General features: G+C 63.4%; 15 protein-coding genes and 3 tRNA genes. 1 reads left to right on the top strand and 17 read right to left on the bottom strand.

The features are described from left to right. Positions 1-45: 45 nt before the first annotated feature. From BVH03_RS11175 to BVH03_RS27215, 4 genes are all read right to left on the bottom strand, one after another. Entirely contained in the window at positions 46-507 is a 462-nt protein-coding gene (locus BVH03_RS11175) for an FMN-dependent NADH-azoreductase (protein WP_256574680.1), read from the bottom strand. Further along, positions 504-653, bottom strand: a complete 150-nt coding sequence (locus BVH03_RS26825; RefSeq protein WP_256574679.1) for an NAD(P)H-dependent oxidoreductase — start codon at positions 651-653, stop codon at positions 504-506. The genes BVH03_RS11175 and BVH03_RS26825 overlap by 4 nt, the downstream gene beginning before the upstream one ends. Before the next feature lie 52 nt (positions 654-705). Beyond that, positions 706-1512: an EAL domain-containing protein gene (locus BVH03_RS11170; protein ID WP_083640040.1), complete on the bottom strand. Its 807-nt coding sequence runs from the start codon at positions 1510-1512 to the stop codon at positions 706-708. Positions 1513-1670: 158 nt separating this feature from the next. Next, complete coding sequence (locus BVH03_RS27215) at positions 1671-1817, bottom strand: hypothetical protein (protein ID WP_143485945.1); 147 nt, start codon at positions 1815-1817, stop codon at positions 1671-1673. A 64-nt stretch (positions 1818-1881) separates the two neighbouring features. Here BVH03_RS27215 and BVH03_RS11165 point away from each other — a divergent pair, with 64 nt between their 5' ends. Then, complete coding sequence (locus BVH03_RS11165) at positions 1882-2883, top strand: AraC family transcriptional regulator (protein ID WP_075961223.1); 1002 nt, start codon at positions 1882-1884, stop codon at positions 2881-2883. 155 nt (positions 2884-3038) lie between these two features. Here BVH03_RS11165 and glpT read toward each other — a convergent pair whose 3' ends face one another. The 13 genes from glpT to truA all read right to left on the bottom strand — a co-directional run bounded on the left by glpT (position 3039) and on the right by truA (position 13933). Next, on the bottom strand, positions 3039-4385 hold the full coding sequence (gene glpT, locus BVH03_RS11160) for a glycerol-3-phosphate transporter (protein WP_075961222.1): 1347 nt from the start codon (positions 4383-4385) through the stop codon (positions 3039-3041). Between the two features lie 322 nt (positions 4386-4707). Further along, positions 4708-4784: transfer RNA gene (locus BVH03_RS11155), tRNA-Asp, on the bottom strand. A gap of 97 nt (positions 4785-4881) precedes the next feature. Next, positions 4882-4958 (bottom strand) — tRNA-Asp (locus tag BVH03_RS11150). 37 nt (positions 4959-4995) lie between these two features. After that, positions 4996-5071 (bottom strand) — tRNA-Val (locus tag BVH03_RS11145). 99 nt (positions 5072-5170) lie between these two features. Then, entirely contained in the window at positions 5171-5935 is a 765-nt protein-coding gene (locus BVH03_RS11140; protein ID WP_075961221.1) for an SDR family oxidoreductase, read from the bottom strand. Further along, a complete protein-coding gene (locus tag BVH03_RS11135) occupies positions 5932-7143 on the bottom strand; it encodes an O-succinylhomoserine sulfhydrylase (protein ID WP_075961220.1) in 1212 nt (403 codons plus the stop codon). The genes BVH03_RS11140 and BVH03_RS11135 overlap by 4 nt, the downstream gene beginning before the upstream one ends. Before the next feature lie 67 nt (positions 7144-7210). Next, entirely contained in the window at positions 7211-8716 is a 1506-nt protein-coding gene (purF, locus tag BVH03_RS11130; protein ID WP_075929523.1) for an amidophosphoribosyltransferase, read from the bottom strand. Positions 8717-8744: 28 nt separating this feature from the next. Then, entirely contained in the window at positions 8745-9311 is a 567-nt protein-coding gene (locus tag BVH03_RS11125) for a CvpA family protein (protein WP_075961219.1), read from the bottom strand. An 80-nt stretch (positions 9312-9391) separates the two neighbouring features. Beyond that, the gene (locus tag BVH03_RS11120) at positions 9392-10045 is read right to left on the bottom strand and encodes an SPOR domain-containing protein (protein ID WP_075961218.1); all 654 of its coding nucleotides are present in this window, start codon (positions 10043-10045) and stop codon (positions 9392-9394) included. Further along, a complete protein-coding gene (gene folC / locus BVH03_RS11115; protein WP_075961217.1) occupies positions 10029-11336 on the bottom strand; it encodes a bifunctional tetrahydrofolate synthase/dihydrofolate synthase in 1308 nt (435 codons plus the stop codon). Before folC ends, BVH03_RS11120 begins: the two co-directional genes overlap by 17 nt. After that, entirely contained in the window at positions 11333-12217 is an 885-nt protein-coding gene (gene accD, locus BVH03_RS11110) for an acetyl-CoA carboxylase, carboxyltransferase subunit beta (RefSeq protein ID WP_075961216.1), read from the bottom strand. The genes folC and accD overlap by 4 nt, the downstream gene beginning before the upstream one ends. Positions 12218-12388: 171 nt before the next feature. Continuing rightward, positions 12389-13021: a phosphoribosylanthranilate isomerase gene (locus BVH03_RS11105; protein WP_075961215.1), complete on the bottom strand. Its 633-nt coding sequence runs from the start codon at positions 13019-13021 to the stop codon at positions 12389-12391. Positions 13022-13102: 81 nt separating this feature from the next. Beyond that, a complete protein-coding gene (truA, locus tag BVH03_RS11100; protein WP_075961240.1) occupies positions 13103-13933 on the bottom strand; it encodes a tRNA pseudouridine(38-40) synthase TruA in 831 nt (276 codons plus the stop codon). Positions 13934-13960: the final 27 nt, after the last annotated feature.

Below are 13960 nucleotides of genomic sequence, written 5' to 3'. Positions count from 1 at the left end.
GCAGGCGACGGTAACTGGAGCTGGTGGCCAACAGCATCTGGCTGATCAGTAGACACGCGACAAGGCAGCTTTGGCGACCCTGATGCCTTCACTGCGCTCCAGTTCGCCCTTGAGCGCCCCTTCGGCCCGCACGAAACGGAGATCGGTGATGCCCAGGAATTTGAAGAAGCCGCGCAGGTACGGCTCCTGAAAATCCATCGGCATCATCGAGCCGTGGGAGTAGAAGCCGCCACAGGCCGACACCACGATCACGCACTTGCCGCTCGCCAGGCCGACCGTACCGCGCTCGGTGTAATTGAACGTGAGGCCCTGCTGGGCGATACGATCGAGCCAGGCCTTGAGTTGGGTCGAGATGGAGAAGTTGTACATCGGTGCGCCGATCACCAGGATTGTGCTGGCCAGAAACTCGCTGACCAACTGCTCGGACAGCCGATGCTCCTGTTGCGTGGGGGCGTCGAATTCACCAGCCCAACGACCGTCGAAGCCCGCGAAGATCGGGCCGGTCATGTGCTTGATGGGGGGTCTACCAGATCCCGGTAGAGCACCTCGGCGTCCGGGTAAATGGCACGCAGATGGGTGACTGCGATGGCAGACAACTCCTTGCTCAACGAACGTTCGCCCGAGATGCTCGAGTCCACATGCAGGATTTTCATGCCTGGATCATTTCCATACTGAACCACTGTTTGGAACAGTGAATGAGCGGCCTCACTCGACTTTCAGCACGCAAGGCGCATCGAGGCCATCGATCAGCTTTTGCGCCCGGGCGAACAGGAAGCCCTGCACCCACTGGGCTTCACATTCACGGCTGGTCGCCAGGTCGTCGGCGGTCTCGATACCCTCGACCACCACATGCGGGGCCAGGGTCTTGCACAGCCCCACCAGGTGCCTGAGCGTCCTGGCATGTAGCGAGGAGCGCCGCGCGCGTTGCACGTAGCCCTGGTCGATCTTGATGATGTCGGGCTGGGCCTGTTGAATGAAAGCCAGGGTCCCGAAGCCCGATCCGAAGTCGTCGATGGCTACATGGCAGCCGGTGCTGCGCAGTTGGTGAACGAACTCGACGGCCTGATCGTGACTGATCGGCGCCGAGCTTTCGGTAATCTCGATCACCAGGCGCGAGGCGATCTCGCTGTCGGCCAGGCGCTGCAGCACCTGCTCCCAGTGATAGTCGAGCCTGGCGCTCTGGGCGGAAACGTTGCACCCCAGGGTCAGCATCGGGTGACGCAGCAGCAGATCGATGATGGCGTCGACGACGCAGCGGTCGAGTCGGCGCATCGACTGCTGGCGTTCCAGCACCGCGAATGGGTTGAAGCCCAGGGGCTCGCCGTCACTGCGTAACAGGCCTTCCTGATACAGCGTACGCTCGGTATCGGCCGCTGCCTTGACTGGCTGGAAGGCCAGATGAAAACGGCCACCGTGCAACTGCTCGTAGAAATGACGCAACCGTGCTTCATCGGATGACCCGGTGGCTTCGGAAATGGCGTCCAGGCTGATCGTTGGGCGCGCGGCAAACATGGAGGGCATTACAGGGTTTTCCATAACTGATCAGCATGACAGCCATTTCGCAAACGTTGCTTATGGCAGTTATTGGCCACTATTCGATAAGATCGCACCCTACACCGATATCCAGGCGCACGGCCGCCGCCCTGCCGCATGGACAGCTGTGCAACGATTCACGAGGCGACTATTGGTTTTGTGGTCCGGGAGAGGAGCGTGAGGGTGCTGAGCGGCCCTTCGCGGCCTGACCAGGCTGTGATGCACCATGGACAGGCCGCTAATGTTCCCAGCGCATAGGCACATCGACCAGTGTTCCCGAGCACCCGCCTGTTGTCCTCACATGCATTTCCTGCTCATCTCACCGCCAGTGGCGCTCCGGGACTCGCAATGTATACAGTGACAAGCAGTTGCTTCCAGGTGATGGCCAAGGCCTTTCTCGAACAAGGGGTAGATCCGAGGAAACTCGATCAGCGATCGCTGCTGGCCCTGGGCAGCGGCGCACCGATTACCCTGGCCCAGGTATACAGCCTGTTCAGCCAGGCCAGCGAGCAGACCGCCAATCCGGATATCGGCCTCGGCACCTATGGCCACGCTCACCCCAGTGCCCTGGGCGCTCAGTGCTACCCGATGATGTCCAGCCCGACCCTGGGCGCCGCGCTGAAGCTGATGGTCGATTACCACCCACTGGTCACCAACGGCTCGCACTACCTGCTCGAACAACGCCATGACACTCTGAAGCTGATCGGCCTGGAAGCCGCCACCTCCCCCGTAGCGGCACCGCGGGCGTTCATCGATGCCGGCGCCGCGCTGACGCTCGGCGTCGTCCACTGGCTGACGCCTCATCAACGCCCCAAGCCGCTGGGCGCCGAGTTCACCTATGCGCAACCCGTGGACACCAGTGGCCTGCGCCAGCTGTTCGGCGACAACCTGCGCTTTTCAGCGCCGCACAACAGCTTGATCTTCAGGGCCCGCGATGCCGCCATCGCTCTGCCGACGGCCGATACGGCGTTGCACGTCATGCATCAGGAGTACGTGCAATCGCGCCTCGACGATCTGGTCAACGGCTCGGTGGCCGCGCGAGTGGAACGCCTGCTTTCGAAACAGCTTACCTTGGGTATCAACCTGGACTTGAGCGAGGTCGCTGACAGCCTGCTACTCAGCAAGCGTGGCCTGCAAAAGGCCCTGGAGCGTGAGGCGGTCAGCTTCATCCAGCTGCAGGAAGAATCACGCCTGAAGCTGGCGCACAACCTGCTACGCAACTCCACCCGCAGCCTCAAGTACATCTCGGCCACTCTGGGCTTTCGCGACCCGAGCAGTTTTCACAAGGCGAGCATGCGCTGGTTCGGCATGCCGCCGAGCCAGTATCGCCATCATGAGAGTGTGTGCTGAGACTGCCCACGTACGCTTGGCGGGCAGTCGGTGAATGCGCGAGTCGGCTTCGAGAAAGGATGGCTGCCGGGTATTGCACCTCGACGTGGATCGCAAAACGAAGGTAACCGGAACGAGCCGAACGCGCGGCAGGTGCCACGCGCTCGGTCGTGCGATCAGGACGCGCGTTCTTCGCTCGGCGCCTTCTTGTGCCACAGGGTCGGGATCAGGAACACGATGGCCAACAGGCACGCGCCGATCAGCAGCACAAAACCGCCGTCCCAGCCGAAGTGGTCGACCGTGTAGCCCATTGCCGCACTCGCTGCGACCGAGCCGCCCAGGTAGCCAAACAGACCGGTAAAGCCGGCAGCCGTACCGGCCGCCTTCTTCGGCGCCAGCTCCAGCGCGTGCAGGCCGATCAACATCACCGGGCCATAGATCAGGAAGCCGATGGCGACCAGTGCAGCCATGTCCACGAATGGATTGCCCGGCGGGTTCAGCCAGTACACCACGGTGGCCACGGTCACCAGACCCATGAACACCACACCGGTCAGGCCGCGGTTGCCACGGAAGACCTTGTCCGACATCCAGCCGCACAGCAGTGTGCCGGGAATGCCTGCCCACTCATAGAAGAAGTAGGCCCAGGAAGTCTTGTCGACGGTGAAATGCTTGACCTCTTTCAGGTAGGTCGGCGCCCAGTCCAGCACGCCATAGCGCAGCAAGTAAACGAACACGTTGGCCAGGGCGATGAACCACAGCATCTTGTTGCGCAGCACGTACTTGACGAAGATTTCCTTGGTGCTGAATTCTTTCTCGTGGCTTTCGTCGTAGCCTTCCGGGTAGTCGTTCTTGTACTTCTCGATCGGCGGCAGGCCGACCGACTGCGGCGTATCGCGCATGGTCGCGAAGGCGAAGACGGCGACCAGCATCGCTACCGCAGCCGGTACGTAGAACGCGGCATGCCACTCATTGAACAAGCCCATGCCGAGCAGGAACAGTGGGCCGATCAGGCCACCGCCCACGTTGTGCGCGACGTTCCACACCGACACCACGCCGCCACGCTCCTTCTGCGACCACCAGTGCACCATGGTCCGACCGCTGGGCGGCCAGCCCATGCCCTGGGCCCAGCCGTTGATGAACAGCAGGATGAACATGATGGTCACGCTGGACGTCGCCCAGGGCGCGAAACCGAAAACGAACATCACCCCTGCCGACACCATCAGGCCGAACGGTAGGAAATAGCGCGGGTTGGAGCGGTCGGAGATCAGCCCCATAAGGAATTTCGACAAGCCATAGGAAATGGCGATCGCCGACATCGCCAGGCCAAGCTGGCCGCGGGTATAGCCCTCTTCCTCGATCAGGTAGGGCATGGCCAGCGAGAAGTTCTTGCGCAGCAGGTAGTAGCCGGCGTAGCCGATGAAGATACCGGCGAAGATCTGCCAGCGAAGGCGGCGGTAGGTACTGTCTATCTGGTCATCGGGCAATTGTTCCCGATGGGGGGCAGGACGGAAGAAGGCGAACATCCAAAGGCTCCAGTTATTGTTTTAGCTGCACAAGCGAATGTGACAATTATGTGACATTTTCATTTGCGAAAATAGCACTCGCTAGTGAAGCGGTAAAGCCAGCAACCTGTTGGAATTCGAACTAATGGGATGATTCTGACCGAAGGCTATCCAAGCCGACGACAATCAACACGAGAGAGCGGGCGTAGGCGCGCCATTGACGCTACAGCCTGACGCCGGCGTACTCATATGTCAGGCAACAAGGCGGGAAAACCGGGAGGCAGAAACAAGAAAAGCGGCCCAAGGGCCGCTTTTCAGGAAACCTGCTCGAGGCAGGCGGATATGGCGCAGCGGACGGGACTCGAACCCGCGACCCCCGGCGTGACAGGCCGGTATTCTAACCGACTGAACTACCGCTGCGTGTCGGTGGACTTGCGTCCATGGAACTCGTGCTTCGTCAGATGCGTAGGCTTGGCTTTCGCATCACATCTCAGACCTTGATCCGGGATGGAAAATATGGCGCAGCGGACGGGACTCGAACCCGCGACCCCCGGCGTGACAGGCCGGTATTCTAACCGACTGAACTACCGCTGCGCGTCGGTGGACTTGCGTCCGATTCTCTCAAGGCAAGTGGTGGGTGATGACGGGATCGAACCGCCGACCCTCTGCTTGTAAGGCAGATGCTCTCCCGGCTGAGCTAATCACCCTTGGCCTTGCGAGGACGCGAAATTTACGCGGGCACCCGACCTAAGTCAAGGCCGGCGTTGAATTTTTTTCGAAAAAGAGGCGATGCACCCGATCACGCCTCAGCGGTAGATCATCTTGCGCGTCATGCCGCCGTCGGTGACGAACTCCTGGCCCGTCACGAAGCCCGCTTCAGGCGACAACACCCAGGCCACCAGCGCTGCCACGTCCTCGACCTGCCCTACCCGTCCGACAGGATGCTGCGCGTGATCCTCTGCGCTCAGCGGCTCGCTGGCACGCTGCGCCGCATCGCGGGAATCGATCCAGCCCGGGCTCACCGCATTCACCCGGATGCTCGGGCCGAGGCTGACCGCCAAGGCGTGCGTGAGGGCCACCAGCCCACCCTTGCTCGCCGCATAGGCTTCGCTTTCGGGCTCGGACTGGCTGGCGCGGGTCGACGCCATATTGACGATGGCACCGTCCGTAGCACGCAGGTGCGCGGCGCAGTGTTTGGCCAACAGCATCGGCCCGCTGAGATTGATCGCCAATACCTGGTTCCACTGCTCCAGCGACAGCTCTTGCAGCGGTCCGTTATGGGGGCTGGCGACCCCGGCGTTGCACACCAGGGCATCCAGCCTGCCGAAGCGCTCGATGACCGCTGCCACGCCGTGGGCCACCTGACGCTCGTCCGCCACGTCCATGGCTACGAACATCGCGTTGCCGCCGAGGCCCGCAGCGAGCGCCGCGCCCCGACCGTCCGCCATATCGCAGAGCGCCACCCGCCAGCCATGCTCCAGCAGCCAGCGTGCGACACCTTCACCGATACCGCGCGCAGCACCGGTGACCAGCGCAACGCGGCCGTGGGCAACCTCGCTGACAGCACTCACAGCGCCTGCAAGCCTCGGCTCAGGTCGGCCTTGAGATCGACTATGTCTTCCAGGCCGACGGCCACCCGAATCAGGCTGTCGCGAATCCCGGCATTCTCGCGTTCCTGGGGCGACAGGCGCCCGTGGGAGGTGGTCGCCGGATGGGCGATGGTGGTCTTGGTATCGCCCAGGTTGGTGGTGATGGAAATCACCCGCGTGGCATCGATGAAGCGCCAGGCGCCCTCCTTGCCACCCTTGACCTCGAAGCTGACCACCGCACCAAAGGCGCTTTGCTGGCGCGCAGCCAGCTCGTGTTGCGGATGGCTGGTGAGCCCGGCGTAGTGCACCTTCTCGATACCTTGCTGCTGCTCCAGCCAGCGCGCCAGCTCCAGCGCCGTGCTGCAGTGCGCCTGCATGCGGATGCGCAGAGTCTCCAGGCCTTTGAGGAAAATCCAGGCGTTGAACGGGCTGAGGGTCGGCCCAGCGGTACGCAGGAAGCCCACTACTTCGGTCATCAGCTTGGCGCTGCCAGCGACCACGCCTCCCATCGCGCGGCCCTGGCCATCGATGTACTTGGTGGCCGAGTGCATGACGATGTCCGCGCCGAGCTTCAGCGGCTGCTGCAGCGCTGGCGTGCAGAAGCAGTTGTCCACTGCCAGCAGCGCGCCGCGCTCATGGGCGATGGCCGCCAGGGCAGCGATGTCGACCAGCTCGGCCAGCGGATTGGAGGGCGACTCGACGAACAGCAGCTTGGTGTTCGGCTTGAAGGCGGCGGCCCAGCCCTCGAGGTCGGCCAGCGGCACATAGTCGACCTGCACGCCAAAGCGCTTGAGGTATTTCTCGAACAGGCTGATGGTCGAGCCGAACACGCTGCGCGAGACCAGCACGTGATCGCCAGCGCTGCACAGGCTCATGACGATGGACAGGATCGCCGACATGCCCGACGCCGTAGCGACCGCCTGCTCGGCGCCCTCCATGGCCGCGATGCGCTCTTCGAAGGCGCGCACCGTCGGGTTGGTATAACGCGAGTAGACGTTACCCGGCACTTCGCCAGCGAAACGCGCCGCGGCATCGCCAGCGGTACGAAACACGTAGCTGGAGGTCGGAAACAGCGCTTCGCTATGCTCGCCTTCCGGCGTGCGGTGCTGGCCGGCACGGACCGCCAGGGTGTCGAAGCCTACGCCGTCGAGATCGCTGTCGAGCCGACCGGCTTGCCAATCCTGTGTCATATCCTTTTCCTCATCCAGAAAACAGGCCGGGCCCAAAGGGCCCGGTTGTTGCATCATTTAACATCGATCAGTTGTTGTACAGATCGATGATCTCGCTGACCGCTTGCGACTTGGCCTTGTTGCCATCGTTGCGCGCTAGGTCGATGCGATTCAGATAAGCCTCGTCGACATCGCCGGTGACGTACTCGCCGTCGAATACCGCGCTGTCGAACTGCTCGATCTTGATCTTGCCGCCACCGACCGCTTCCTTCAGGTCATCGAGATCCTGGTAGACCAGCCAGTCGGCGCCGATCAGCTCGGCCACCTGTTCGGTGGTGCGGCCATGGGCGATCAGCTCGTGCGGGCTCGGCATGTCGATGCCGTAGACGTTCGGGTAGCGGACGGCCGGTGCCGCGGAACAGAAATACACGTTCTTGGCGCCGGCTTCGCGGGCCATCTGGATAATCTGCTTGCAGGTAGTGCCGCGCACGATGGAATCGTCGACCAGCATCACGTTCTTGCCGCGGAATTCCAGCTCGATGGCGTTGAGCTTCTGGCGCACCGACTTCTTGCGCGCCGCCTGCCCCGGCATGATGAAGGTGCGGCCGATGTAGCGGTTCTTGACGAAACCCTCGCGGAACTTGACGCCCAGGTGGTTGGCCAGCTCCAGCGCGGAGGTGCGGCTGGTATCGGGAATCGGGATGACCACGTCGATATCGTGATCCGGGCGCTCGCGACGAATCTTGTCGGCGAGCTTCTCACCCATGCGCAGGCGCGCCTTGTAGACCGACACGCCGTCCATGATCGAGTCGGGGCGCGCCAGGTACACGTGCTCGAAGATGCACGGCTTGAGCTGCGGGTTCGGCGCGCACTGGCGGGTGAACATCTGGCCTTCTTCGGTGATGTACACCGCTTCGCCCGGCGCCAGGTCGCGGATCAGGGTGAAGCCGAGCACGTCCAGGGCGACGCTTTCGGAAGCGATCATATACTCGACGCCTTCGTCGGTATGGCGCTGGCCGAACACGATCGGACGGATGCCGTTCGGGTCGCGGAAGCCGACGATGCCGTAACCGGTGATCATCGCCACCACGGCGTAGCCGCCGCGGCAGCGCTTGTGCACGTCCTTCACCGCCGCGAACACGTCTTCTTCGCTGGGGTTGAGCTTGCCACGCACGGCCAGCTCATGGGCGAACACGTTGAGCAGCACTTCGGAGTCGGAGTTGGTGTTGACGTGGCGCAGATCCGATTCGTAGATCTCCTTGGCCAGCTGCTCGACGTTGGTCAGGTTGCCGTTGTGCGCCAGGGTGATGCCGTACGGCGAGTTGACGTAGAACGGCTGAGCCTCAGCCGAACTGGAGCTGCCGGCGGTCGGGTAGCGCACATGGCCGATGCCCATGTGGCCGACCAGGCGCTGCATGTGGCGCTGCTGGAACACATCGCGCACCAGGCCGTTGTCCTTGCGCAGGAACAGGCGCCCTTCATGGCTGGTGACGATACCGGCAGCATCCTGGCCGCGGTGCTGGAGGACGGTGAGGCCGTCATACAGCGCCTGATTGACGTTCGATTTACCGACGATACCGACAATGCCACACATGTGACGCAACCCCTACTCAGTGAAACGACTATTTACCGGTGCTGGCAGGAGAAGCCCCCTGCAGCACCTCTTTGAACGGCAGCTCGACCGGCTCGCGTATACCGCTGGCCAGCCACTCGCTGGACACACCCAATATGAGGTTCTTCGACCAGTCTGCAACCAGCAGAAAATGCGGTAGCAAGGCCGACTGCTGCCACCACGCATCCTGCTGCACCGGCCCCAGGCTGAGCAGCCCGACCGCTACCACGACCAGCAAGGCGCCGCGGGCGGCGCCGAATACCATGCCCAGGAAGCGATCGGTACCCGACAGGCCGGTGACCCGGATCAGTTCGCCGATCAGGTAGTTGATCAGCGCACCGACCAGCAGCGTCAATACGAACAGAATCACGCAGGCAGCGATGACACGGGCGGACGGGGCTTCGATGTAGGCCTCGAGATGCTGAGAGAGCGCGCCGCCGAACATCCAGGCGACCACGCCGGCAATGATCCAGGTGACGAGCGACAGGGCTTCCTTGACGAAACCTCTGCTCAGACTGATCAGACTCGAAACGGCGATGATGGCGATGATCGCCCAATCGACCCAGGTGAATGCCACGATGCAGGTTACCGATGGAAGAGGCGCTGCATTTTAGCAGAGCCCTGCCCATCGGTTAAGCGCGGATAACATGCGAAGCGTCAGTTGCTTTCCGGCTGGAAGCGCACCACGAAGCCATTGAGCTTGTGCTGGCGGTTGAGCTGGTCACGCAGGCGGTCGGCCTCGACTCGCTCCACCAACGGCCCGACAAATACCCGGTTCATGCCATCGGCGGTGCGGATATAGGCGTTGTAGCCCTGGGCGCGCAAGGTCTTCTGCAGCGTTTCGGCGCCCGGGCGGCTGGACAGGCTGGCCAGCTGCACCGACCAGCTGACCGGCAGGCTGTTGGCGTCCAGGCGCTCGGCCGGCGCCTTTTGTGGCGGCGGTGCCACTTCGGCGGGCTTGCTCGGGGTAGGCAGCGCTGCCGGAGGCGGCGTGGGCGCGGGCGGCTCGCTGGCCGGCAGCTCGACGATGGGCTGCTCGACCGGCGCCTGAGCCTGAGCCTGCGCCTGCTCGGCTGGCGCAGTATCACCTGGCACCGGCTCCTGAGGCAGTTCCTGGGGATCGGGCACGATCACCGGCTGCATTTCGATTTCAGGGGTTACCGGCTTGGCTGGAATGCTCGGCGCATCGACCACCACATGCCGCAATTCGTCGGGACGGGAAAGCAGCATCGGCAGGAAGATCACCGCCAGGGCGACCAGCACCAGCGCGCCGACGATACGTTGCTTGGTTCCACTATCCAGCATTGCCATCCTGCACATCCTCCTGGGCGTAGTGCTCCAGCCACATCAGGGCTTCGGCCACGCAGAAAAAAGACCCAAAGAGCAGAATTTCATCACCCGCCGCCGCACGCTCGCACTGCGCTTCGAGGGCGCTGGCGACATCGCCATGGGCCTCGACCCGAGCACCACAGGCTGCCAGGTGCGCATGCAGCTCGGCAGCAGGACGCGAGCGTTCACTGGTCAGAGTCGCCACCGCCCAATGGCCGATATCGGCCAGCAGCGGCGCGACCACACCAGGCAGCTCCTTGTCGGCCAGCAGGCCGAATACCGCCAGACGCTGACCGGCGAAGGCACGCGCCTGCAAGCGACCGGCGAGAAATTGCGCGGCATGGGGATTGTGCCCCACGTCGAGCAACAGAGTGAGGGACTTGCCGCGCCAGTTCAAGTGACGGCGATCCAGGCGACCGGTCAACCGCGTGGCCTGCAGGGCGTCGGCAATGCGCTCGGCGTCCCAGGGCAGATCCAGCAAGGCGTAGGCCTGCAACGCCAGTGCGGCGTTTTCCATGGGCAGGTCGAGCAGCGGCAGGTCCTCCAGGCGCAGCACCTCGCCAGCGGCCGTCAGCCCATACCAGCTCCAACCTGATTCGCTGACGCTCAGGTCGAAATCCCGGCAGCGCAAGAACAGCGGACAATCCAGTTCGCAGACCCGTTCGAGCAGCGGCAGAGGCGGATCGAAATCGCCACACAGCGCCGGTCTGCCGGCGCGCATGATGCCGGCTTTCTCGAAGGCTACCGACTCACGGGTATCACCCAGCCAGTCGGCATGATCGACGCCGATGCTGGTGATTAACGCAAGGTCCGCATCGACCAGATTCACCGCATCCAGACGCCCGCCCAGGCCGACTTCGAGCACGGCGACATCCAGCCCGGCACGCTCGAACAGCCAGAACGCCGCCAGCGTGCCCATCTCGAAATAGGTCAGCGTAGTTTCGCCGCGGGCCGCCTCGACGGCTGCGAAGGCCTCGCACAGGCCTGCATCGCTGACCTGCTGACCATCGACCTGCACCCGCTCGTTGTAACGCAGCAGGTGCGGCGAACTGTACACCCCGACCCTCAGGCCCTGGGCACGCAGCAAGGCGGCGAGAAAGGCGCAGGTCGAGCCTTTGCCATTGGTGCCGGTAACCGTGACGACACGCGGTGCCGGCCTGGAAAGGCCGAGGCGCGCCGCGACCTCCCGGGAGCGCTCCAGGCCCATGTCGATGGCGCTCGGATGCAGACGCTCCAGATACGCCAGCCACTCGGCCAGGGAGCGCTGGGTCATGCGGCGACCGGCACTGCAGCGGGGGACGGCTGGTGCGTGAACTGCGCCAGCAGACGGGCCAGACGCGGACGCAGCTCGGCACGGTGAATGATCATGTCGATGGCGCCATGCTCGATGAGGAACTCGCTGCGCTGGAAGCCTTCCGGCAGCTTCTCGCGAACGGTCTGCTCGATGACCCGCGGACCAGCGAAGCCGATCAGCGCCTTGGGCTCGGCGACGATCACGTCACCGAGCATTGCCAGGCTGGCAGAAACGCCGCCATATACCGGGTCGGTCAGCACCGATACGAAGGGGATACCCTCCTCACGCAGACGCGCCAGCACCGCCGAGGTCTTGGCCATCTGCATCAGCGAAATCAGTGCTTCCTGCATGCGCGCACCACCGGAGGCGGCGAAGCAGACGAACGGGCAACGCTTTTCCAGTGCCACATTGGCGGCCTGTACGAAACGCTCACCGACGATGGAGCCCATCGAGCCACCCATGAAGGCGAATTCGAACGCACAGGCCACCACCGGCATGCCTTCCAGACTGCCGCTCATGGAGATCAGCGCGTCCTTTTCACCGGTCTGCTTCTGGGCAGCGACGAGGCGATCCTTGTACTTCTTGCTGTCGCGGAATTTCAGGCGGTCGGACGGTTCCAGATCGGCACCGATCTCCTCACGGCCATCGGCATCCAGAAAGATGTTCAGGCGGGCGCGGGCATCGATGCGCATGTGGTGGTTGCACTTGGGGCAGACGTCCAGGGTCTTTTCCAGCTCCGGCTTGTACAGCACCGCTTCGCAGGAAGGACACTTGTGCCACAGGCCTTCGGGTACCGAACTCTTCTTGACCTCGGAACGCATGATCGAGGGGATCAGTTTGTCTACCAGCCAGTTGCTCATGCTCTCAATTCTCCAACGCTGTAGGCTTCAACATGCTTGCTGCACATGACAAGCGAATTCACAAAGCGGTCGCCGCTGGGGCTGGCCTGATACCCGCCACCTGCTTCGACCACGAAAAAGCGCGCACTGTTCGCGGCGATAGAAGTATGGACGGCTCGCTGAACGGCGCCGTCACATCGACTCTCCAACCGCGCGCACGGCACGCACGAAGTCTTTGACCTTGGTGGCATCCTTGATGCCCTTGCTGGCTTCCACGCCGCCACTGACATCCACGGCGTATGGGCGCACCTGAGCGATGGCCGACGCGACGTTGCCGGGCGTCAGACCACCGGCGAGAATCACCGGTTTGCTCAGGGTGGCAGGTACCAGCGCCCAGTCGAAGGCTTGCCCAGTGCCACCGGGAACACCGTCCACGAAGGTATCGAGCAGCACGGCGCGAGCACCTGGGTAGGCATCCACCTGCGCGGCGACGTCATCCTGCGCGCGCACGCGCAATGCCTTGATGTAAGGCCGTCCCAGCGCCTCGCACTCGGCCGCACTTTCGTCGCCGTGAAACTGCAGGAGATCCAGCGGTACGGCGGCCAGCACCACTTCGATGTCACGTTGCGGCGTGTCGACGAACAGCCCCACGGTGGTCACGAAAGGCGGCAAGCCGGCGACGATGGCCTGCGCCTGCTCGATCGACACTGCCCGCGGGCTGCGCGCGTAGAATACCAGCCCGATGGCATCGGCGCCTGCCGCCACGGCAGCGAGCCCATCCTCGAGGCGAGTAATCCCACAGATCTTGCTGCGAACGACTGACAAAAGACGAATACCTCCGCGAAAGGCCGGATGGTAACAAATGACCAGCCAGGGCGCGCCACTAATTGCTGCGCCCTGCCCCGCTCAGCGCGTTGCCACGTCTTCGAGGCCGGACAGGAAGTGCGGCCCCAGATAACGGGTCGGCAGGTCGAACTCTTCCGGGTAGTCCACCTGCACCAGATACAGGCCGAATGGGTGAGCGGTCACCCCGCCGGTGCGCCGCACGCCGGTGCGCAGCACCTCCCCCGCCCACTCCACGGGCCGCTCGCCAGCACCGATGGTCATCAGCACGCCGGCGATGTTACGCACCATGTGATGCAGAAAGGCGTTGGCGCGGATATCGAGCACGATGAAACGGCCATGCTGCAGCAACTCGAGATGATGGACCGTCTTGATCGGCGACTTGGCCTGGCACTGCCGGGCGCGAAAGGCGCTGAAATCATGGGTCCCGAGGAACACCTTGGCCGCTTCGCACATGCGCTCGACATCCAGCGGCCGATGATTCCAGGTCACCTCCTCGGCCATATGCGCCGGGCGGATCTGGTCGTTGTAGATCACGTAGCGGTAACGCCGCGCCATGGCGCAGAAGCGCGCATCGAAGTGGTTCGGCATCGCCTTGGCCCAGGTGATGCTGATATCGCCCGGTAGGTTCATGTTGGCGCCCATCACCCAGGCGTGCATGGAGCGCTCTACGTGGGTATCGAAATGCACCACCTGGCCGCTGGCATGCACCAGGGCATCGGTACGCCCGGCGCAGCTGAGCGTCACCGGAGCGCCACCGGCGACCTTGGACAAGGCCTTTTCGAGGGACGCCTGGATCGATGGGACACCGTCTCGCTGACGCTGAAAGCCGCGGTAGCGGGCGCCGCGGTACTCGACACCCAGGGCGATCTTGTAAATGCCGACGGCAGCCATCTCGGCTGCCGTCATTGGTTCGTTAAT

This window comes from Pseudomonas sp. PA15(2017), assembly GCF_001945395.1.
Lineage (GTDB): Bacteria > Pseudomonadota > Gammaproteobacteria > Pseudomonadales > Pseudomonadaceae > Aquipseudomonas.
Note: the sequence above shows the minus strand (reverse complement) of the source record. Positions and strands in the feature narration are given on the sequence as shown.